Here is a 22,298-nt window from a genome sequence, read left to right as displayed (position 1 = left end):
ACAAGCACTGAATACCATTAGAAGAATGAACCTTTCAGAATCTAAGACTTTGGCTACTTTGTCTCTACTCATTTTTTGCCTAAATATTTAGTAAATTTATATACGATGATATGGAATTTTTCTTAAGGATAAACTCTCTAGATAAGCTCCAAAAACCATGATTTTTAGATGAAAAGTGCAGATGTACTTTACTTGCTAATTCATTTTTATTCACTACTTCAGTTAGCCCGATAGCAATTAATCTTTCTGTTATGTCCTTAAAATTGTAAAAGCTCGGACCTATTAATGAAGGAATTCCTATTGCTGTAGGTTCTAATAAATTGTGCCCACCAACTTTATCGCCAATCAAACTTCCACCCATAAAGCACACATCAGCCGCTTGCATCAGAGTGAGCATCTCGCCCATTGTATCGCCGATATATACTTGAATAGAGTCGAGAGAGTCCGCAGAAGTTCGTCTTGCAAAAGAAAAGTTTTCATTGGCTACAAGTTGTGCAACCGCATCAAATCTTTCTGGGTGTCGAGGGACGAGAATTAAAGCTGCATCTGGGAGTGTTTTCATGATTTCTTTATGAGCGTTTAATACCTGCTCGTCTTCACCTTGATGCGTGCTAGCCGCAATCCATACTGGGCGGTCTTGTCCTATTTGTTCTCGAAGTAAGTTACCAGCTTGAATGACTTCATCCGAAACCGTGATATCAAATTTTATCGAGCCAGTTACATGCAGTTTTTCTTCGGAAACACCGAGCTTTTTGAAGTTATCAGCATCTTCTTGGTGTTGGCAAAGTACTTTGGTTAAGTTTTTACTGATTTCATTAAACAGGGGGCGAACTTTTTGATAGCCCCGTCGAGATTTCTCAGACAACCGAGCATTTAATACTGAAATTGGGAGACCTGCTTTTCCTACTGCATGCAGGGTATTAGGCCAAAGCTCGGTTTCAACAATGATCATTTGCGAAGGGCTGGTGACCTTTAAAAAACGCTTAACCGCAAAGTCAAAGTCAATCGGCATATAACGGTGTATAGCTATCGCAGACAGTTTTTCCGCTTGTTCTGCTCCTGTTGGGGTCGTCGTCGTCAGTAGAATAGGTATCTCTGGCTTACGTGAATTGAGTTCCTTAATGAAAGGAGTCACAGCCAATACTTCTCCGACGGAAACCGCATGTATCCATATGGGTTGCTTATCGAAATTTAATTTGGGAGTAAACCCAATATGTTCTTTCCAGCGTTTTCCGACTGAAGGCTTATTCGAACGTTTTTTAAATAGTCCATACAACAGAAAAGGAGCGGCTATTGCCAAGATAAAGGTGTAGAGCGCTCTTACTATCATGCTGAAAGCCTTATTGAGCTTAGAGCGGAAATAACTCGGCTAGGGGGCAGCTCGGTCAGGCATCTCATGTGTCCGTAGGGGCACGTTTTTTTGAAGCAAGGTCGGCATTCAATGTCGGTATGCAGCATAGTTAACTTTTCGGTGAGTGGTGGCGTATATTTTGGTGAACTAGAACCATATATGGCCACAATATTGCAACCCACTGCCGCAGACACATGCATTAGCCCTGAATCGTTACACACAACGGTATCGCATGCTGCCAATAAATCTACTGCTTCAATTAAGCTGGTTTCGCCTGCCAGATCATGGCAGTGATTCTGAAGTCCTACAGGTAAGGCGGAGCGAATTTTCTGGGTGACTTCTCTGTCTTTAGCGGAACCAAAAAGCCACACTTGTTTGCCTTGTTGAATGACAAATTTTGCCACTTCAGCATAGTAATGATCTGGCCATCGTTTGGCTGGACCGTATTCTGCCCCGGGGCATAATCCTACCGCAATACGCTCATTGGAAAGGTTTAGTCGCTGCATTGCGCCGTTCTGAGATTCAGCGTCGATAGTGAGCTTAGGTGTCGGGCAATCCGGCAGAGAAACGGACTCTAACATCCTTTTTTTTGAGTGAGCAAGTGCGACATAACGCTCAACCATGTATTGAAATACTCTTCTATCCGGGCGCAAGTCATTCAATAGACCGTATCGCATCTCTCCTTTCCAGCCAATGCGATGCGGAATACCAGCAAACCAGGGAATGAGAGCCGATTTGGCGGAGTTAGGCAAGATGAAGGAATGCGTATAACCTTCCTGAGACAAAGATTTGCCAATTTTTCGGCGACCCATTAGATCAAATTGCCCATGCCCCAAAGGCATTTCGATTGCCCTGGCTATTTCTGGCATTCTCTCTAAGATGGGCTTACACCATGCGGGGGCAAGAACATCAATTACAGCTTCTGGGTGTTGATTCTTCAGTTCGGTATACAGGCTTTGCGACATCACCATGTCACCTACCCATGAAGGACCAATTACCAGAATTTTCATCTTATTGCTCACTGAATACTCATCGAAACACAATACGATATCATCTTTGAATCCTATCGCGTGATCATTTTAATGAAAGTATAGCGTCCTGATACTTTGCAGCAGTCTTTGGTACAGGCTCTAATAATCTAGAGCCTGTATACAGATATTATGCATTCGCTAATTTCATATATTCTGCGACGCCCTGTGCAACCGTTTTGAATTGATGATCACACCCTGCCGCTCGTAGATTAGACATATCCGCCTGCGTATATTCCTGATAAGCGCCTTTAAGGTGTTCCGGGAATGGAATGGTTTCGACCTGGCCTTGACCGTGATGTGCGATAACTGCTTTAGCCACTTCTTCAAACGATTCAGCTTGACCTGTACCTAGGTTAAAAATACCCGATGGACCATTTTCCATAAACCAGAGGTTAACGGCGGCCACATCACCTACATAGACAAAGTCACGCTTGAAATGCTCGCTACCTTCAAACAATTTCGGGTTTTCGCCTGCGTTCATCTGATTATTTAGGTGAAAAGCGACAGATGCCATTGAGCCTTTGTGATCTTCTCTTGGTCCGTAGACATTGAAGTAGCGAAAGCCAACCACTTGAGACAGTTTTTCACCATGTGCTGCCGCATCTTGCCAAACTCTTCTTACGTAGTTGTCAAATTGCTGCTTTGAGTATCCGTAAACATTGAGCGCGCCTTCATATTGCTGCTCTTCCTTGAATACAGCGGTCTCGCCATAGGTTGCAGCGGAAGATGCGTATAGGAAAGGAATCTCACGATCTAAGCAGTAATGCAGGAGCTCTTTTGAATACTCATAGTTGTTGAGCATCATGTACTTACCGTCCCACTCGGTGGTTGCAGAACAGGCACCTTCATGGAAGATAGCGTCTATTGGACCAAAGTCATCACCAGCCATGATTTGAGTCAGGAAGTCATCACGATCCATGTAATCGGCAATATCAAGATCAACCAAGTTTTTAAACTTTTTGCCATTCTTCAAGTTATCAACTACCAAGATATCGCTGATGCCTTTTTCATTCAGGGCTTTGATAATGTTGCTGCCAATCATGCCAGCGCCGCCAGTTACAATGATCATGTTTTCACCAAGCTTAATATTGAATTGATGCGAGTGTATCAAATAAGGCGCTAAAAAATACAGAGGCATATTGCCTCTGTATGTCAGTTTAGGGCTGAGGGACGGAATTTTTCCTAGTATACCAAGGTGATGCGGAATCAGTAATGCTAAATAGATCGTGTTCTTTGTTGAGTTTCTGCCCGCCATCCCGGGTCAGGGGTTGCCAGTCGAACTTAGCGCGATTTCGGCTAGGTTTGACCGTCATAACGTCAAATGGAATGGAGATATAAAAGCCTTTGGTAAAGCTGCCTTCTCCGAATTCTTCAGCAGAAAGGTTACTCATACTTGCGTATGCTCCAACAATAACACCACTTTTAAATTGCTTGGAGAAATCACCGCGTACACCGACGTCTTGAGCCAGATACTGACCGACGTCTATTCGGAAGAGAGTGTCATCTAACCAGGACCATTTTGGCATGTAATAGCCAGAAACAAATCCGGTGTAGCCTTTGTCTAGTACTTTGAATGAACGTCCGTCCTTTTCACTGAATTGATTTTCTTGCTGGTATACTCCAAACCAACTATCCGGATCTCTCTGCGCGATAAGGTTAATATCAGCCCCGATCGCCCAATTTTTACCTCTCGGCCGATACAGCCACTCAGTTCCTACTCCAGCAAACATACTTTCGAGATAGCCAGCATAAGTTTGCTGATAAATACTGTCGCCAAAATTATCAAACCAGGTCAGTTGAAGGGTGTCCATGCGAACTGGGTTGTCGTGAAAGTACATTCTGCCCAGCGAGCGCACCCTTGGCGGCACCGTGGTGCCATCTGGCGGCACGATAAAATTCAGCTCAGGATAGTTGTCGTAAAGGTTTACTTGAATTGACCCAGATGCCTGAAGCTGATTTGTTAACCAATAACTGGCTTCACCGCGAATACCAAGATTGAAAATGTAAAACTCTTCGGGCTCTGCAATGGACTGACGAAGGGTTGGTGAAACACCATAGTAAAGGCGTTCAGAGCCATCATGTAACAAGCTGCCTGTCGTACGGGTATTTTCACTTGTCGTAGAGGCATCCGAAATGTGAGGGTTGATGTAGTTTACATTCGCAACTTGGTCGTATTTTTTTGCATCAATATCGACAGATTCTGTCGCAATGTGCCGTTGAGTATTAATCACTTTGTAGGTATCAATACTCTTTGGCAGTTGGTTGCGTAAAACTGCCGCAGCGCGCTCGTGAGCAAGTTCAGAGTCGCGGTACTTTATCTGTTCACCTTCAATGATGATGGTATTTTCATCTAGGTAAGCTTTGGCATTCTCATAGCCTGCAACAACAGCAAGCTGATTTTCGATAGACTGCCAATCAACGTCTACCATTTCTAGTGGCTTACTGTTGTTTGGTCTCGGAACAGGTTCATCTCGCCATTGTGAAGCCAATTCATTGTAATTGGTACGCAAACTGAACCCGGCTGAGACCGTGTCTCCCCGCTCGTAGCTTAAACGAAGGTCGATGTTTCGGTGGGCACGATAGATTAAGCCAAAGTTCCATGGTGTATGTTGTGTCATGTCGACTTTGTAAAAATCAGATGGATTATCTGTTGTAGGGCGATCTTCAGTGTAATTATTACTGTCGTATTCTATTTTTATTTTCAGAGGATCATATAAAGTTTGATACTCGATTCCACCATAAATAGCTGCAGGTCCTTTGAACCATCGATGATAATCTACTTCTCCACCTGTACCGCCAAAATCTTGTGGACGGACGCAGAATTTATCATTCATTTTGCAGAAGGGATTTGTCACGTTACTATGTGTGCCCATGTAACCCCATCCGATACCTAAGGTGAAATCAAAAACTCCATAATTATTTGAATAGATTTTTTTAGAAGCTGCAACAAATTCTCCGTCAAATAGTCCAGTACCACCAAAATCTCTAACTCCAAATGATGTTTCTGGTAGCCATTTAGTCTCTTCAAATAGTCGAATTTTAAAGTCAATTCCTTTATCTAAATATGGACTATCACCACTAAAGTCTTCTGGGCCCATTCTCTTGTTTGGTATCACTGTATAGCGAATGGTAGTCTCAAACCACGGAAAAAGAACTATCGAGGCGTTGTACATTCGGTATTCATGGTTGATATTAGCGCTCAGGTTGAACTCGCCTTCAGGTGCCATTCTGCCTGTTGGCATTTTTATTAACCCTACACCACCAAAATCCATTTGGGATGGGGTATAGGTAACTGGCTGAAAATAATTATGACTTGAGGCGTTCGCGTAGAAACATATGAAGATTGAAGCATTGATTATAGACAAGCGCATTACGGTTTCTCCACTGCGTATCTTAGAAGTTCCGCGATTTCTTTATTCAGATTCGGATTATTTTTTGAGCCGATAAAAATTTTAGCTCCAGGGCTAAGGTAATATCGCTTGGGTTGCCAATATCCAAGTTCTGTTTTGATTACGCTACCGTCCGATTGTATAAGATATACCTGATCTAAATTACCTTCTTCGAGTACTTCAACAGAATCTAGATAATGAGTTAAATCTTGGCTGCTTGACATCAATAGAGGTCCTGAATTTTTTACGTAACCCACAATTTTCACTGTGTTTTTTCGAGAGGAGACATATAAGTCATAGCTACCCGATAGCAACGGATTAAGTTCTGGCTTTAAGCGAAGTTCATCAAAATCTGTGCTAACCCATTCTCTTCCAACGAATTGAAAGTCTGTGAGTTGATTAAGAACTTTCGAACTGTAATCAGAATTTTTGCGAGTAAGTTGTTTGGAAATCGAGTGTCTTAGTGTATCAACTTCTTTTTGCTTGCTATGACTCGCCAGTACCGCCGCTGGAAAGAATAAGTTGTCCGTACTTTGGGCTTGGGTATCTGAGATAACTTGAGAGAGACGAGCAGGCACCATGTAGCTGAGATTGACCTGTTGATTAGGTAGATGAACTGTCAGTTGATGTGCGCTTAACGCGTTGCTAAGGAAAAACAATAAAACAAAAGGACTACTTTTTAGTAGGGAGTAAAGTGTTTTCATAACGGGTTACTCGTTTGGTGCAAACGTTTTGAGAATAGTCATCTCAAATTTATTCATATCAGGACCGATGTACTGAATGGATTTCATTACCTTTCCATCGTTTGCAACCCAAAATAGGTTAGTAAAGTTTGAGCTAAACGCTTTGAAACTGACTTTTTCTTCAATCTTTTTGGTCTCTAGCGTCCATTGACTTGTTGTTAGAGTCTCGCTGGCAACAAGCTTAGAGCTTACTGTTGCTTCGAATAGATAACGATAATCTGGTGACCAGTCATACACAGCATTCCATTGTCCTTGAGAGGATAATCCATTATTAAGACCTGACCCTGAAAGCTGCATTAGGTTGTCGCTATCAAATCCATTCGTTTTAACAATTCTCCCTTTTTCAGTAACGATAATCGAGCTGTCTGCGGAGACCCATTTTAATTGGGTATTACCTGTTTGGGGATTGAGGTCGACGAACGCCAGAACCATAAAAACCTGTTTGCCATCGTTGATACGAACATAGGTACTAGCATAAGGGAGCTCTGATATTTCGTCAGATGAAAGTGTAACATCATCAGATGCTGTAAATGCTTCCGATAAGCTACTACCTACATCAGTCATTTTTTGCGTACAACCTGATGCAAGAATTATCAATGCCGCAAAGATTAAGATTTTTAAAGGTCCAAATTGCACAATTCTGATTTCCTAAATACGCAGATAAAAAATCGCCCTGAACATGTCAGGGCGATTGCAGTGTAGTGTGCGCTTATTGAGATACAGACGTAGAAGTCGTAGCTGAATCAGCTACTGCAACAGCCACAACTGCAGCTGCTGCAACACCGCCAACGATTGCCGTAGTTGTACCTACAGCAGCGCCGGCAGCACCTGCACCACCAGCTGCGCCACCAGAAGCAGCCGTTGAACTAGCCGCTTCACCAGCGGCAAAAGCGTTACCTGCAGCACCTAGTGCAACCAGCATTGCTAGAGCGATATGTTTCATTTTTTATCCTTACTAATTTTACATCGATGTAATGAGGTTATGAAATTTACCTCAACCCTATTCTAGTGTACTGATTTAGAAAAAGTAAATAATCAGTAGCAGATCAGACCAAGTTCAGTGATATTTTTTGTCAAAATATTCTGTCGTAGTTTCTGATACGATTTACCATTTGATGGACCGCTTATGAAGACAAAATTAAAAATTGTGCATACCGCCTTGCAGCTTTTTAATGAAAGGGGCGAGCGAAATGTCACCACAAATCATATTGCCGAAAATTTAAACATAAGTCCTGGTAATCTATATTATCACTTCAGAAACAAACAAGAAATTATCCAAAGCATATATGATATCTACGAAAATGAACTTTTGACTTCATTTGCACCTATAGAATCAGACAATTCGGTTAATCTTTTCGAAGCGTATATGGGCAGTATCTTTAATATGATGTGGAAATATCGTTTTTTCTACTCTAACCTTCCGGAGCTCCTTTCCAATGATGGTGAATTGCATGCAAGGTACTCAGCTACTCAAAAGCGTTTGAGGGAGAATTTGAGGCAAATCTGTCTTTTTTTTCGGGATGCAAAGCTACTAGCGATGAATGACAAAGAGCAAGAAGCAATTATTACAAATATGCATTTAATCACTACTAATTGGTTTAACTATCAGACGGCATTGAAGTGTGAGACAAGAGTCATGAAGAGTGACGTAATTAGTGGGGTTAAACAAATGATGAGTATTGTTCAGCCCTATGCAACATCAGAAGGAAACTCCGTCTTGTCGTCATGTATCGTTCGAATGCTCGATAATGGATAGATATTACAGCAGTTTAAGTAGCGATGATTTGAAGTGATTTTTGTAGGTATGACTTTTGTTTTTGTTTGAGATGATATTTGAAGTTTCTTTCGTATAAATAAATAGTTACACAGTCATTCTGAATAAGCGTTCCATATAAAACCTAGAGGCTATGTGGTTTGACTGTGTTTTTGAGATAAATGAATGATGTATTTTTATCAAATAGCAGATTAGGCACGTTGAGATTTGACTCGCAGTGTGGATAATGGTGACCCAAACCGACGGCACGATATTAAGATAGTAAGAAGATACCTAGAAAGTGCCGTGTCGAATACAAATCTTGGATAGATGATACGTAATGTGGCTATACGTTTGCTAATGGGCGGTAGCATGTCTAAAAGACGAGTTGCATTATGACAGGACACACCCCCGTGATAAATTCTCATTGCACTTCTTTGGCTTTGATAAGACCAGCTTTAAAGCGATTAGCTGCTCTATCTTCATTGTGTTTCATCCCGATGCCTTCACTTTCCTCCCCATGGTTAGAAGCTACTGATCCTTTCCTTCGTTCAGATGTTGCCTTACTTTCTGACGCCGGTCTGCTTCGTTCTTCAGTCAACCACTATCCCTTAAGATGGGCGACCATCGGCGATGATTTAAGCCGTTCTACTTACAACAATTTAGAACTTGAGCGAGCCAATGCGCATGTTGGCTACGCTTTGAATTCGGCAAAATATCTGCGCGGCAATCGCGCTGCAAAGGTCATCTTGGGAAATCATGATCCTGAACTTAATAGCTTCGGTGAGTTTAACCAAAAGAAATGGGGAGCATATGCTAGTTATGAGTCTTTAGAAGATAGCTTTGCTTTTCGCGTATCAACTGGATATGCCAATCAAATTGATGAAAGCCAGTTTGTTTGGAATGATAGCTATCTTTCTTTAAATGCTGGAAAGTGGTTGCTTTCTTTCGGCGATTTAGACCGTTGGTGGGGGCAGGGTTGGCAACACAATTTAATATTGGGCACTAATAGTGCTTCTAGTCCAGATTTCAGTATTAGCTATATAAGCAGTAATGACTACCTGGGTGGATGGAGTGTTGAAAGCATCATCGGTTTTACCGACGATTCTGACTATGAGCGGTACACAGCTTCTCGTTTCACATCAAAACCCAGTCGTTGGCTAGATATTGGTCTTACTTACCAAACATGGTTTGACGGAGCGAACCTTGGAAGCGGTGAGCAGCAAAGTGCATTGGATTTGAAACTCTCTCTGCCAGAAATGAATGGAATGTACCACTCTGTCTATACTGAGCTAGCGTCAACTTCTGATACAACAAAGCTTGGCGCGTACCTTTATGGTTGGACTGGGCAGATCGATTTATTTGACCAAACGTGGCGATTGGTTCTAGAAAAACAAAACTCAACAAAAGACAAGCTTGAAAATGGTGATTCGCATTGGCAAAGAAACAGTTATCCCTCATTTCATAACAATCAAATGCGAAACACATACATTCTAGACAGCAGTGTTTCTGCTTCCTTGTATGTCCAGCTAGAAAATGATCATAAACTTGGTCTTGTTGTGCATAATTCCAAGCAAGATCAGCAGCAACGTAGAACGAGCCAGCTGTCTTATCGATTACCTGCTTTAGCAGGTATGGTTCATGCTGGAATTGGGTTCAGTCAAATTGATGGTCAAGATAATCAAACCTCATTTTGGACGGGATACGAGTTCCGCTTCTAGTTAAATACGATATGTAACCAATTAAAATAAATGACTTTTTGCTCGCGATATTAGTGTCTGTGAGCTTTCAACAGTGACGTAAGTATGAAAAACTCCCTCAAAACTCGATTCTTAGCTTTGTGTATATCAACTGTGAGCTTTAGCGGGATCGCAGCATCACCAACAGCAGCCCAAATGGCTCAATTTAAGAGTTTGCCTAAAGCCCAACAAGAGCTACTGGCCCGTCAGTACGGTATTGACTTAAATGCGCTTCCTGGTAATGGGGAAACGGTTTCCCATGACGTACAAAAAATGACTAATGCTCCTGAAAGAGTAACACCGAACATTCGTACGACTGAAACTGATGCTAAAACTGAAGCTGAAGCCAATCTAGATGACGATGAGCTCAAAGCATTCGGTTACGATGTTCTACTTGGCGAATCTCAGGGCTTTACGGCAATAGATAATATTCCGGTACCGCTGGATTATGTTGTGGAATCTGGTGACGAGTTAAAAGTGCAACTTTATGGCAAAACCAATCAAGAGTTTCGCTTAAAAGTTGATAGAGAAGGAAAGGTCTATTTTCCAGAGTTTGGTCCAGTAGCTGTATCAGGTCAGTCCTTCGTTCAAATTAGAGAACAAATAAAACAGCTGGTAGAGCAAAAAGTTTTGGGCGTAGATGTCGTTGTGACCATGGGCAACATGCGAACTATGCAGGTTTACATCGTTGGTGAAACGACGCAGCCTGGTGCTTACAACGTCAACGGTCTTACAACGATGACACAGGCGCTTGTTGCCAGCGGCGGTATAAAAGAAACCGGAAGTTTAAGAAAAATTCAATTAAAACGAAAAGGCGAAACGGTTGCAACATTAGACCTTTATGCACTCCTTATGGATGGCGATACATCGTCAGATGTGCGCCTTCGTGCTGGTGATACACTCTTTATTCCAACTAAGTCGTCTACGGTTGCCGTTGATGGACAGGTTTTAAGACCTGCTATCTATGAGCTTTCTGGTTCTACATCTTTAGAAAATGTATTATCGTTATCTGGTGGCATGCTGCCTCAAGCATACCTTTCAAAGATAAGTGTTCGTAGACAAACAGCTAGTGGTCAAGAGCAATTTACACTCGACGTTACAGAATCCTCAGGTCTTAATTTTATGGTTAAGTCAGGAGATGAAATTGAGGTCGCCACTTCCTCCAATAACCTTCAAGGTGCTGTCGCTATTCGTGGTGAAGTAGTCAGGCAGGGCGCCATTGCTTATAAAAAAGGGATGAGAATCTCAGATGTGCTAGGCTCCGTAGAAAATGATCTTAAACTCAACGCTGATCTTGAATATGCGCTTATCGTCCGAGAAATCAACGCTAACAGAGATGTCGAAGTTCTCCAATTTAACCTTGGTCGAGTTATAGAAAATAGAAGATCTAAAGAGAACTTGAGACTGAAAGAACGAGACCAAATCTTTGTTTTCGATAATGGTTTAGAGCTTGGTTATTGGTACGGCACCCAAAAGAACAAAAAAGCCCAGACCAAGAAGGGTTTGGTTGAGAAGCATCAAGAAATGATTGATGTTGAAACGGGAGCGGTTGTTATCAATGACAGCGTGAATGAAATAAACGTTCAAGAAGCGGATACGATCGCGAATGCAGACAACATCAAACAATCAAGTCGCGAACAGTTACTCAATCCAATAATCGAGCGACTGAAGGCACAATCAAGTTTTGAAGAACCAGCTAAGCTAGTTGAAATTTCAGGGGCAGTAAAGTTTCCAGGTACCTATCCTTTACCTTCAGGTGAAACGCTCAACAAACTACTTGAAGCAGCAGGTGGTTTGAGTGAAAGAGCTTACTTGACACAAGCGGAGGTCACTCGTAGTCAACGTACTGGTGAAAGTTTTGAGTCCCGCCACATTCCATTTTCATTGCGTGATGTTCTAGCTGGAAACTCAAATCTAGAACTAAAAGCACAAGATCATATCGTAGTTAAAACTCAGCCAAACTGGCAGCAAGATATGGTAATCGAGCTTCAAGGCGAAGTCGTATTTCCTGGAAAGTATAGTTTTCAGCGTGGTGAAACATTGAGTGATGTGATTAACCGTGCTGGTGGTTTAACGGAATATGCTTATGCAAAGGGTGCTGTGTTCAGCCGTGTAAGACTTAAGCGGCAGGAGCAAGAGCGATTGAGGTTGCTTAATATGCAGCTTAAACAAGAGATCGGTAATCTTGCACTTAGAAGGCAAAATTCATCCGCAACTTATACAACCCCGCCTGCACAGGCAATGGAGATTGCAGAAGAGCTTTCTAAAACTGAAGCGGTAGGGCGACTTGTAATCAATTTGCCTGAAGCGATGGAAGAAGACCCAATATCGGATGTAATGCTTGAAAAAGGCGATAAGCTGTACATTCCAGCGAAAAATCCTACGATCAGTATTATGGGTGAAGTTCAATACGCTTCGAACCACACTTTCCGCCCAAGCATGACTGTGGAAGAGTATTTGCAATCAGCTGGTGGTACCAAAAAACAGGCGGATACAGACCGTATCTACATAGTAAGAGCGGACGGCTCAGTAATGCTACCAAATAATTCATTCTGGTTTAGTCGAAAAGATAAACCTCTAGCACCAGGTGACACCATCATAGTACCGATTGATACGGACTACCTGGATGGGTTAAGCACACTTACTTCAGCAACTCAGATTCTTTATCAAATTGGTGTCGCCTGGAAAGCCGTTTCAGACTAATCAAACGATTTAAACAATTCTCAAAATATGCATTTGGGGCGTGATTAGATTCGCGCTCAATTTCTAGGAATACTATGAATCAACAATTACCGCCAAACCAGCCTTATCCTCAACATCTAAACCTGTCCCCAGTTGCTAAAGAAGATGAAATCGATCTAAAAGAAATTTTTTTGGTGCTTTGGAAAGGAAAATGGATAGTTTTACTTTTCACAATCATATTCGCTGTTGGGGGGGGGGGCTATGCGCTTTCCCAACCCAATGTTTACAAAGCAACAGCAGTTTTGGTTTCTTCGAGTGATAATGGTAAAAGTGGAATGGCTGCAATGGCATCGCAATTTGGAGGTTTAGCTTCTTTAGCGGGTATCAACATAGGTGAAGGAAGGACTGATAGCAAAGCCATGGCGTTGGCAGTATTACAATCTCGCCAGTTTATAAATTCGTTTATTCACAGACACGATTTGTTGGTGCCATTAATGGCTTCAACTAAATGGAATGAAGGCAGTGGTGAACTTGAACTCAATAGGGAATTATATGACGTCACTACTAAGCAATGGGTTCGACAGGTACCCACAGGTCAATCGGTAGTGCCAACAGATTGGGAAGCGTATAAAGCGTTTAAAGAAATTTTGTCTAACTCAGAAGATAAAATCTCGGGATTAGTCAGTCTGTCTATCACCCATTATTCACCAGTAATTGCACAGCAGTGGGTTGCCTGGTTAGTATCGGACTTAAATAGTTGGATGAAGGAAAAATCTCTCAGTGAAACAAAACGCAATATTGGATATTTGGAGCAACAGCTAGACAAAACTAATATATCTGATATGCGAACGGTGTTTTTCCAGTTAATTGAAGAGCAAACTAAAAACTTGATGTTGGCAGAAGTAGAAACCGAATTTGCTTTTAAAACTATAGATCCAGCTGTGATACCAGAAGAAAAAGCTGGACCAAAGCGAACTCTCATATGTGTACTAGCCACTCTAGCCGGTGGCATGTTTGGTGCTTTGGTTGTTCTTGCTCTTAATTTTACAAAGGGAGCTTACACTACGGAAACAACATAAATGCTCATATTTTCAAAGGGCTATACAGTATTTTCTGTTAGTCCTCCCAAATAGCAAAAAGTGGTAACTCCATGTCTAAAAAGAAAGTTTTAAGTGTTTTTGGTACGAGGCCAGAAGCAATAAAAATGGCGCCTTTGCTACATGCTTTGGCGGCTGATGAACGATTTGAAGCGAAATGTTGTGTAACTGCCCAACATAGAAAAATGCTAGATCAAGTTTTAGAGCTGTTTGATGTCAAGCCAGATTATGATCTGAATCTAATGAAAGTAGGTCAGTCACTAAATGACGTAACTGCTCGAATCTTATTGGAGTTAAAACCAGTATTGCAAGAGTTTAAACCTGATGTTGTTTTAGTTCATGGTGATACTGCAACAACTTTTGCAGCTAGCCTTGCTGCTTATTATGAGCAAATTGCAGTTGGTCACGTTGAAGCAGGTTTACGCACAGGGGATATCTATTCACCTTGGCCTGAAGAAGCGAATCGAAAGTTGACAGGTGCCATAACACAATATCATTTCACACCTACAGAAACATCTAAGCAGAACTTACTAGCTGAAAATTACGATGAACAGAATATTTTTGTAACAGGCAATACTGTTATTGATGCCTTATTGATGGTCAAGGCTCAAATTGAACAAGATAGCGGCTTATCTTCAACTCTTTCAGCGCAATTCCCATTTTTGGACGAATCAAAAAAACTCATTTTAGTTACAGGTCATCGTAGAGAAAGCTTTGGGGAGGGGTTTGAACGTATTTGCGAAGCATTAGCCCAAACAGCTAAAGCCCATCCAGAATCACAGATTTTGTACCCAGTGCATTTAAACCCAAATGTTCAAGAGCCTGTGAAAAGAATCTTAAAGGATGTTCGTAATGTTCATCTAATCGAGCCTCAGCAATATTTACCATTCGTATACTTAATGAATCGAGCTCACATCATTTTAACTGACTCAGGTGGTATCCAAGAAGAAGCTCCAAGTTTTGGCAAACCAGTATTAGTAATGCGAGATACAACTGAAAGACCTGAAGCAGTAGAGGCTGGTACAGTTAAATTGGTTGGTACAAATGTTGACTCGATTACATCTTTATTAACAGAATTACTTACAAGTGAAAATAGTTATGCTGAGATGAGCAGAGCACATAACCCTTATGGTGATGGCAATTCTTGCTCACGAATTTGCGATATTATAGCTAACTAACCGAAATTATTTAGAATTTAATTTTTTGCTTACAGCTACAGTCTTTGTAAAAGGGTTATCATGTCTTTTGAAACTATTTCAGTAATTGGTCTAGGCTACATAGGTTTACCAACAGCCGCTATGTTTGCATCTCGTAAGAAAAAAGTAATAGGTGTCGATGTTAGTCAGTATGCGGTTGATACAATAAATTGCGGTGAAATTCACATCGTCGAACCTGAGCTTGATATGATAGTTCATGCCGCAGTTACGGAAGGATATTTAAAAGCAACAACCACTCCAGAGCCTGCCGATGCTTTCTTAATTGCAGTACCTACGCCATTTAAAAATAATGGCTCAACAGTGCCTGAGCCAGATTTGTCTTATATAGAAGCAGCTAGTAAAGCTATTGCCCCTGTTTTAAAAAATGGTGATCTAGTTATTCTAGAATCCACTTCGCCTGTTGGGACAACTGAGCAGATGGCTGAATGGTTGGCAGAAGCAAGAACGGATTTAACTTTTCCTCAACAAGAGAATGAAAACTCTGATATTCGTATAGCGCATTGTCCTGAAAGGGTTTTGCCAGGTCATGTAGTACGAGAGTTAGTAGAAAATGATCGAGTTATTGGTGGTATGACATCAAAATGCTCACTAGCAGCAACTGACTTATACAAAACATTTGTTGAAGGCGAATGTGTTAAAACAAATGCTCGCACTGCTGAAATGGCGAAGTTAACAGAGAATTCGTGCAGAGATGTACAAATTGCATTTGCGAATGAACTATCAATAATATGTGATAAATTAGACATTGATGTATGGGAACTAATTTCATTAGCAAATCGTCACCCTAGAATTGATATCTTAAAACCAGGTCCAGGTGTGGGTGGGCACTGTATCGCTGTAGATCCCTGGTTTATTGTGAGTAAAACACCAGAAGAAGCTCAAATTATACATACAGCTCGTAAAGTCAATGATGCGAAACCAGAATGGGTTATTGACAAAGTTAAGGCTGCTATTGCAGATTTCTTAATCGCGCATCCAAATAAAACAGCAAAAGATACTACTATTTCTTGCTTTGGTCTCTCATTTAAGCCTGATATAGATGATCTTAGAGAAAGCCCTGCTATGGAGGTTACAAGAAAAATAGCCTCTTTTCATAGTGGAACAGTATTAGCGGTTGAACCAAATATACTGACTCTAGAAGAACATGGCTTTGAGCTTGTACCTGAAATTGAAGCTATTGAGAAGGCTGATATTTCTGTAGTCTTAGTTGCTCATAAAGAATTTAAGGAAAGTGGAGTTTTTAGTAGTGAATACTTAGTTAATTGCGTAGGTACTTCCGAATGATTTTACCAATTATCATAGCTGGCGGTTCAGGTACTCGTCTATGGCCTTTATCGCGCGGTAACTACCCAAAACAATTTTTAAAAATGTGTGGTGAAAATACCATGCTGCAAGAGACGATTTTAAGGCTAAATGGTCTTGAGCATGCACCTTTGATGCTAATTTGTAACGAAGAGCATCGTTTTATTGCAGCAGAGCAAGTTCGTCAAATGGATGTACCGCATAGCGGTATTTTTTTAGAGCCTGTAGGTCGTAACACCGCACCAGCCATTGCATTGGCAGCATTTAAAGCAGTTGAAAACAATCAAGACGCATTATTACTTGTTCTGGCTGCTGACCATGTTATTGAAAATCAAGCTGCATTCCAAGAAGGTGTTCACAAAGCAAAAATGTTAGCTGAACAAGGTAAATTAGTGACCTTTGGTATTGTCGGTAATACACCTGAAACTGGTTATGGCTATATCAAGCGTGGTGCAGAAATTGAGCACGGTTTTGTTGTTGATAGTTTTGTAGAAAAACCAAGTTTTGAAACAGCTCAAGAATATATTGCCAGTGGCGACTACTACTGGAATAGTGGCATGTTCTTGTTCAAGGCAAGTCGCTACCTTGAAGAGCTTAAAGCATTTCGTCCAGATATTTATGAAGCGTGTGAAAGAGCGGTTCAAGTACAAAATAATGACATGGATTTTGTGCGTGTAGACAAAGACGCATTTGAAGCATGTCCAGATGAATCTGTTGATTATGCAGTCATGGAACATACTCAGGATGCTGTTGTGGTACCAATGGATGCAAATTGGAATGATGTAGGTGGCTTTGCAGCATTATGGGAAGTGTCTGAGCAAGATGAAAACGGTAATGCTTTTATTGGTGACGTTAAATCTGTTGATACAAAAAATACTCTAGTGTTTGGTGAAGATAAGTTAGTAACAACAGTTGGTGTTGAAGACTTAGTCATCGTTAATACAAAAGATGCTGTACTGGTTGCGCACAAAGACGAATCTCAAAAAGTAAAACAAATCGTTAGTCAATTAAAAGCGGACGAACGCTCAGAAGTTACATTCCATCGTGAAGTATATCGCCCTTGGGGCAAATATGACTCAGTAGACAACGGTGAGCGCTTCCAGGTAAAACGTATTACGGTTAAACCAGGTGCAAAGCTATCAGTGCAAATGCATCACCACAGAGCAGAGCATTGGATTGTAGTTTCTGGCACTGCAAAAGTACAAATTGATGATACAGAGCAGTTTGTCACTGAAAATGAATCGGTATATATTCCAATTACTGCAGTTCATGCACTAGAAAACCCAGGTAAAGTAGATTTAGAGCTTATTGAAGTACAGTCTGGTTCGTACTTAGGCGAAGATGATATTGTGCGCTTTGAAGACCGCTACGGAAGAGTGGAAGGTTAAGTCATGAATACAAAATCAGTGATTCAAACAAGTGGCATTGCATTTGGTACTAGTGGTGCCAGAGGTCTTGTTGTCGACTTTAAACCTGAGGTGTGTGCGGCCTTTTCAATCGCGTTTGCTCAGAGTATTAAAAGTGAATTTGCATTTAATACAATAGCCATTGCGATTGATAATCGTCCAAGCAGCTTTGATATCGCCAAAGCCTGCGCAGCAGGTTTAAAGCAACTAAATATAGATGTTGTTTATTACGGTGTGGTGCCAACTCCAGCGCTTGCTTATACAGCGATGCAAGACAATATGCCTTGTATTATGGTTACAGGTAGTCATATTCCATTTGATAGAAATGGTTTAAAGTTTTATCGACCAGATGGTGAAATTACTAAGCAAGATGAACAAGCCATTCTGTCTGCTGATTCTAATTTTACTGACTTGAACCTAGCCGATATCAGTTTAACAACAAGTGATAAAGCAAGCGATGCTTATACTGCTCGATATACAAGCCTGTTTAGCGAAGAGACGTTAGCCGGAAAAAGAGTGGGTATTTATGAGCACTCGAGTGCGGGTAGAGATATTTATAAATCACTATTTGAACAACTTGGCGCAGAGGTTATTTGCTTAGGGCGCAGTGATGAATTTATTCCAATCGATACCGAGGCTGTATCTGATGAGGATAAGCAAAGAGCCAAAAAGTGGGTAAGTGAGTATCGCCTGGATATGCTGTTCTCAACGGACGGTGATGGCGATAGACCGCTGGTTGCAGGTGGAGATGGCGAGTGGCTACGAGGCGATATTCTAGGTCTACTTTGTAGCCAAGCACTCTCAATAGAGGCGCTGGCGACTCCCATTAGTTGTAATACAGCCATTGAATTGTCAGGTAGCTTTAAAACAGTGACCAGAACAAAAATTGGCTCACCTTATGTCATTGAGGCTTTTGCAGGGTTAAACAAAACCTATGCGAGAGTAGCGGGTTTTGAAGCAAATGGTGGCTATTTACTTGCGAGTGACTTTGAATTTAATGGTAAAGCATTGAAAGCGCTACCAACAAGAGATGCTGTGTTACCAGCACTTATTTTAGCAACAATGGGTGACACTATCGCAAACTTTCACACAGTGCTACCACAACGCTTTACTGCAAGTGATAGACTTAAGGATTTTGCGATTGATAAGAGTAAAGCTCTGATAGCTGAACTAAGCGAAAATCCGAGTGCTTTTTTAATGAGTTTAGGACTGGCAAAAGCGAAGTCTATTTGTGAAAAAGATGGCGTAAGGTTGACAACAGAAAATGGTGATGTTGTTCATTTAAGAGCTTCTGGTAATGCGCCTGAGTTAAGGGTCTATATAGAATGTGCTTCAAATGCAAAAGCTCTGTCCCTCGTAGATCTAATCAAGTCTAAAATCGCAAGTAATACCTAAGTACATAGCGGTTCCATAGCGATACAAAATCCAAGCAATTTACAAATTAAGTAATAATAATGACAAGTATTGGAAAAAATACATTTTTGAATATAGCAGGCATGATTGTTCCGGCAGTTATAGGTGTTTTCTCCACCCCATTTGCTTACAAAGGTCTTGGTGAAGAGCAGTTTGGCATTTTGTTGACTGTCTTTTTGTTTATTGGGGGAGTCAGCCTTTTCGATATGGGGTTGTCACGAGCTGTAACAAAGTATGTTAATGAGGTGTTGGTAAAAAAGCAGTATTCATATATAAACGTTATAGTAGGTACTTCGGTAAGTATTCAACTTCTAATAGGTGGAGTTATTGCTTTAAGTTTCTCTGTATTAACACCTTATTTAGTTAGTAACGTCTTTAATATTCCGCTTGGCTATATAGATATTGCAGAGGGCTCATTTTATATATGCGCATTGACAATTCCTTTTGTTATTGTTGCAAATACATATAGGGGGGTGTTAGAAGCCTCATCTAGATTTGATCTAGTTAATTTAGTGAAGGTAATCTTTAGTAGTGTAACATATCTCGCCCCTTTAATTGTTTTATTTTCAGAGTCGGATTTGGTAGATGTACTTTGGGTAGTTTTTATAATTAAATTAATGCAGCTTTTTGTATCGTTGGTGTTCTGCAAGCTACAACATTGTAATATTTCATTGTTTCCAGTGTTTAGTCAAAAGTGTTTTAGAAGAATGCTAGGTTTTAGTGGATGGGTAGCTGCCACCAATATAATTTCCTTTTTTCAAGAGAATCTTGAGAAGTTTTTATTGGCTTCAATGATGCCTATCTCCTTGTTGACTTACTATATGATACCTAAAGATGTCCTAGAAAGAGTGTTCATAGTAACAGGTGGTATGGTATCGGCAATATTTCCCGAAATGAATAATGCTGCTCTTCACTCTAAAAGTAAGCTTAAAGGAGTATATGATTTAGGTATAAACTTCATTCTTATAGCTTGTTTTATTATTCTTTTTCCTATTGCAATATTTTCTGAGTTTTTATTAACATTATGGATAGATTTTGAATTTGCTCAAAATACTAAAGATCTTATTGTTATTCTTGTATTAGGTGTTACTGCGAGTTCATTAAATCTACTGCTTCTGGCTCTTTTCCAAGCTGAGGGGCGACCTGACATAACAACCAAAGGTCAGTTAATTCGCCTTCCAATCATATTGGGTCTTTCAGTTATTTTAATTAGTAGCAATGGATTATTTGGCGCAGCGCTATCTTGGTCTATTGGTCGCTCATTAGCTCTTCTAATGAATGTATACTCCGCCTATTATTTTATGTCTTGGAGTTTACAGGATGTATTTAATCATAAGCATTTTGTGGGGCTTCTAGGACCTTCTATTGTTATCTATCTATCAGATTCATTAGTTATTTCATTAGGTAATGATATTGTATTAAGATTTATACTGTTTCTCATTTTATTCTATATAGTTTTAAAATTCTATTGGCGAACATTGTTAACTGAGCCTCATAGAAATTATCTTATACAGCATCTGAATAAAGCTCTACATTATCTACCATTTCTAAAATTAAGAACGAATGAAGAGGCTGGTAAGAAATGACAACAAAAAAATTTGAAATGTTAAGGGTTAAATCATTAATTGCCAAATCATTGGTATCTATAGAAGAGTGCAATATCCCATGTATTCATCTAAAATGGAGCAATAACCTTCTTGATGGAGATATTGATCTAGTTGTAGAGAAAGAGCATATTACTAAAGCAGCCTTATTGATTAAAAGTTCAGCTGAAAACTTGGGGGCTGTTGAAGTTTTTAGTGTGCGTCGTGATTGTCATATTCATTTGTTTTTTGCTTTTCTAGATGGGGTAGGGGAAGTAATCCATATCGATTTACAATCAGGGATTGATTGGAATCAAAAAGTGCTTTTAAGTGCTGATAAAATCCTGACTCAATGTGAATATTCAGATGGTAGCTATAAGCTTTCTAATTCAATGTTGATAGCTCTCAAAGTAATCAGATCAATACTTAAAGGAACGTTCAAAGAACAATATTGGCGAGAAGCAAAAGAAGGAGCATTAGCTGACTCGAACATGTTACGTAACTCCCTTACAGTTTTCCTTGGGAGGGAGTTGGGGGCGAATGTTTTTTCTTATTTATATAATGGTGATCATCTAGGAGTACTTTCGATAAAATCTGAGATTTTACACTATTTTGGTATTCACCAATCATCAAACTTTAAAAGTAAGTCGACAAAATTTTTAAATAAGTTAAAAAGATTATCAACCAAAAAGGGGGTTTATATCGAGTTGCCACCAATGGGCGACGGGAAATCTCAAGACGTTAAAACTGCTTTAGAAGCCCTGTTAAGTAATATGCCTGTGAAATTTAAGGTTTCTCGAAAACCAGCCTCAAATAGTAAAAAATATTTACTCTATAAGTTTCAGAGAGTATTAAATGATAGGTTAAATATTATAAATGTGACATTTAGCACTCAAAATGTGAGTAACGCAGAAAGTAGCATTGAATATAGCAAAGGGGTTTTAATAAAAGCTCTTGCTTATAATCAAAAGAGTAGAAGACCGTCATTACATATGCCAGATAAAGTTCGTTCAGAGAGGTCTTTAAATAAAAATATTACATTCGTTGGTTTGGATGGTGCCGGAAAAGGCACTTATATTTCTCTTCTTAAAGAAAAGCTTGTTGAAATAGGAATTCCATATAACTCTATCTATCTAGGTTATTCTGGATATGAGTTAGGGATAATAAAGAAAATAAATTGTCTTCGAGACTCCTCCGAAGGTGTTTTATATAAGTTCTATCTTTTGGTTTTTTTAATTATTTTGCCATTTGAATTCTTTAAAAGAGCCATGCAAACGGATACGGGAGTGATGACTATTACAGATCGCCATCCTCTTTTTGAAACTATAAAGTCTACTAGTAAATATACAATTTATGATAAGCTTCTTCACTTGATAGCCCCTAAACCTGATCTTGTCATTTATTTAACTGGAGACACTATTACATTATGGGAGAGAAAAAAAGAACATCCCCTAGAAGTATATGAAAATAAGAAACAGGTTTTGGATGATTTGATTTTAGAAAACGTCGATAAGACTAATATCTATTATGTAGACACTGCAAAGAGTGTAGAGGATGTATTCATGGAAATTCAAGAAATAATTTTGTGATAT

The 22,298-nt window shown here is 40.1% G+C and carries 17 protein-coding genes; 10 read left to right on the top strand and 7 right to left on the bottom strand.

Features of this window, described 5'->3' with window-relative positions; translation table 11 throughout:
* Positions 1–79: 79 nt before the first annotated feature.
* From waaA to QMG91_RS17225, 7 genes are all read right to left on the bottom strand, one after another.
* A complete protein-coding gene (gene waaA, locus QMG91_RS17255) occupies positions 80–1,330 on the bottom strand; it encodes a lipid IV(A) 3-deoxy-D-manno-octulosonic acid transferase (protein WP_281827881.1) in 1,251 nt (416 codons plus the stop codon).
* A complete protein-coding gene (gene waaF / locus QMG91_RS17250) occupies positions 1,327–2,361 on the bottom strand; it encodes a lipopolysaccharide heptosyltransferase II (protein ID WP_281827880.1) in 1,035 nt (344 codons plus the stop codon). The genes waaA and waaF overlap by 4 nt, the downstream gene beginning before the upstream one ends.
* A gap of 148 nt (positions 2,362–2,509) precedes the next feature.
* Positions 2,510–3,451: an ADP-glyceromanno-heptose 6-epimerase gene (gene rfaD / locus QMG91_RS17245; RefSeq protein ID WP_038195821.1), complete on the bottom strand. Its 942-nt coding sequence runs from the start codon at positions 3,449–3,451 to the stop codon at positions 2,510–2,512.
* A gap of 88 nt (positions 3,452–3,539) precedes the next feature.
* Positions 3,540–5,753, bottom strand: coding sequence for a YjbH domain-containing protein (locus QMG91_RS17240; protein WP_281827879.1), 2,214 nt, complete (start codon positions 5,751–5,753; stop codon positions 3,540–3,542).
* Positions 5,753–6,475 (bottom strand): capsule biosynthesis GfcC D2 domain-containing protein, encoded by a 723-nt coding sequence (locus tag QMG91_RS17235; RefSeq protein WP_281827878.1) that lies wholly within the window; start codon positions 6,473–6,475, stop codon positions 5,753–5,755. The genes QMG91_RS17240 and QMG91_RS17235 overlap by 1 nt, the downstream gene beginning before the upstream one ends.
* A 6-nt stretch (positions 6,476–6,481) precedes the next feature.
* The gene (locus QMG91_RS17230; protein WP_281827877.1) at positions 6,482–7,150 is read right to left on the bottom strand and encodes a YjbF family lipoprotein; all 669 of its coding nucleotides are present in this window, start codon (positions 7,148–7,150) and stop codon (positions 6,482–6,484) included.
* A 73-nt stretch (positions 7,151–7,223) separates the two neighbouring features.
* Positions 7,224–7,457 (bottom strand): hypothetical protein, encoded by a 234-nt coding sequence (locus tag QMG91_RS17225; protein WP_281827876.1) that lies wholly within the window; start codon positions 7,455–7,457, stop codon positions 7,224–7,226.
* A gap of 183 nt (positions 7,458–7,640) precedes the next feature.
* On the opposite strand from QMG91_RS17225, the gene QMG91_RS17220 reads away from it, so the two are divergent.
* From QMG91_RS17220 to QMG91_RS17175, 10 genes are all read left to right on the top strand, one after another.
* On the top strand, positions 7,641–8,270 hold the full coding sequence (locus QMG91_RS17220; RefSeq protein WP_281827875.1) for a TetR/AcrR family transcriptional regulator: 630 nt from the start codon (positions 7,641–7,643) through the stop codon (positions 8,268–8,270).
* A gap of 392 nt (positions 8,271–8,662) precedes the next feature.
* Positions 8,663–9,988: a capsule assembly Wzi family protein gene (locus tag QMG91_RS17215; protein WP_281827874.1), complete on the top strand. Its 1,326-nt coding sequence runs from the start codon at positions 8,663–8,665 to the stop codon at positions 9,986–9,988.
* An 84-nt stretch (positions 9,989–10,072) separates the two neighbouring features.
* On the top strand, positions 10,073–12,709 hold the full coding sequence (locus QMG91_RS17210) for an SLBB domain-containing protein (RefSeq protein WP_281827873.1): 2,637 nt from the start codon (positions 10,073–10,075) through the stop codon (positions 12,707–12,709).
* Between the two features lie 74 nt (positions 12,710–12,783).
* Positions 12,784–13,767: a Wzz/FepE/Etk N-terminal domain-containing protein gene (locus QMG91_RS17205; protein WP_281827871.1), complete on the top strand. Its 984-nt coding sequence runs from the start codon at positions 12,784–12,786 to the stop codon at positions 13,765–13,767.
* Between the two features lie 71 nt (positions 13,768–13,838).
* The gene (wecB, locus tag QMG91_RS17200) at positions 13,839–14,963 is read left to right on the top strand and encodes a non-hydrolyzing UDP-N-acetylglucosamine 2-epimerase (RefSeq protein WP_281827869.1); all 1,125 of its coding nucleotides are present in this window, start codon (positions 13,839–13,841) and stop codon (positions 14,961–14,963) included.
* A gap of 60 nt (positions 14,964–15,023) precedes the next feature.
* Positions 15,024–16,286: a UDP-N-acetyl-D-mannosamine dehydrogenase gene (gene wecC / locus QMG91_RS17195; RefSeq protein ID WP_281827867.1), complete on the top strand. Its 1,263-nt coding sequence runs from the start codon at positions 15,024–15,026 to the stop codon at positions 16,284–16,286.
* The gene (locus QMG91_RS17190; RefSeq protein ID WP_281827865.1) at positions 16,283–17,692 is read left to right on the top strand and encodes a mannose-1-phosphate guanylyltransferase/mannose-6-phosphate isomerase; all 1,410 of its coding nucleotides are present in this window, start codon (positions 16,283–16,285) and stop codon (positions 17,690–17,692) included. The genes wecC and QMG91_RS17190 overlap by 4 nt, the downstream gene beginning before the upstream one ends.
* A 3-nt stretch (positions 17,693–17,695) precedes the next feature.
* The gene (locus QMG91_RS17185; protein ID WP_281827863.1) at positions 17,696–19,105 is read left to right on the top strand and encodes a phosphomannomutase; all 1,410 of its coding nucleotides are present in this window, start codon (positions 17,696–17,698) and stop codon (positions 19,103–19,105) included.
* 59 nt (positions 19,106–19,164) lie between these two features.
* Positions 19,165–20,709 carry an oligosaccharide flippase family protein gene (locus tag QMG91_RS17180; RefSeq protein WP_281827861.1) on the top strand — a complete coding sequence of 515 codons (1,545 nt, stop codon included), beginning with the start codon at positions 19,165–19,167 and terminating at the stop codon, positions 20,707–20,709.
* Positions 20,706–22,295: a nucleoside/nucleotide kinase family protein gene (locus tag QMG91_RS17175; RefSeq protein WP_281870105.1), complete on the top strand. Its 1,590-nt coding sequence runs from the start codon at positions 20,706–20,708 to the stop codon at positions 22,293–22,295. The genes QMG91_RS17180 and QMG91_RS17175 overlap by 4 nt, the downstream gene beginning before the upstream one ends.
* Positions 22,296–22,298: the final 3 nt, after the last annotated feature.

It is taken from the genome of Vibrio nigripulchritudo (assembly GCF_027924785.1).
Taxonomy (GTDB): Bacteria; Pseudomonadota; Gammaproteobacteria; order Enterobacterales; family Vibrionaceae; genus Vibrio; species Vibrio nigripulchritudo.
Note: the sequence above shows the minus strand (reverse complement) of the source record. Positions and strands in the feature narration are given on the sequence as shown.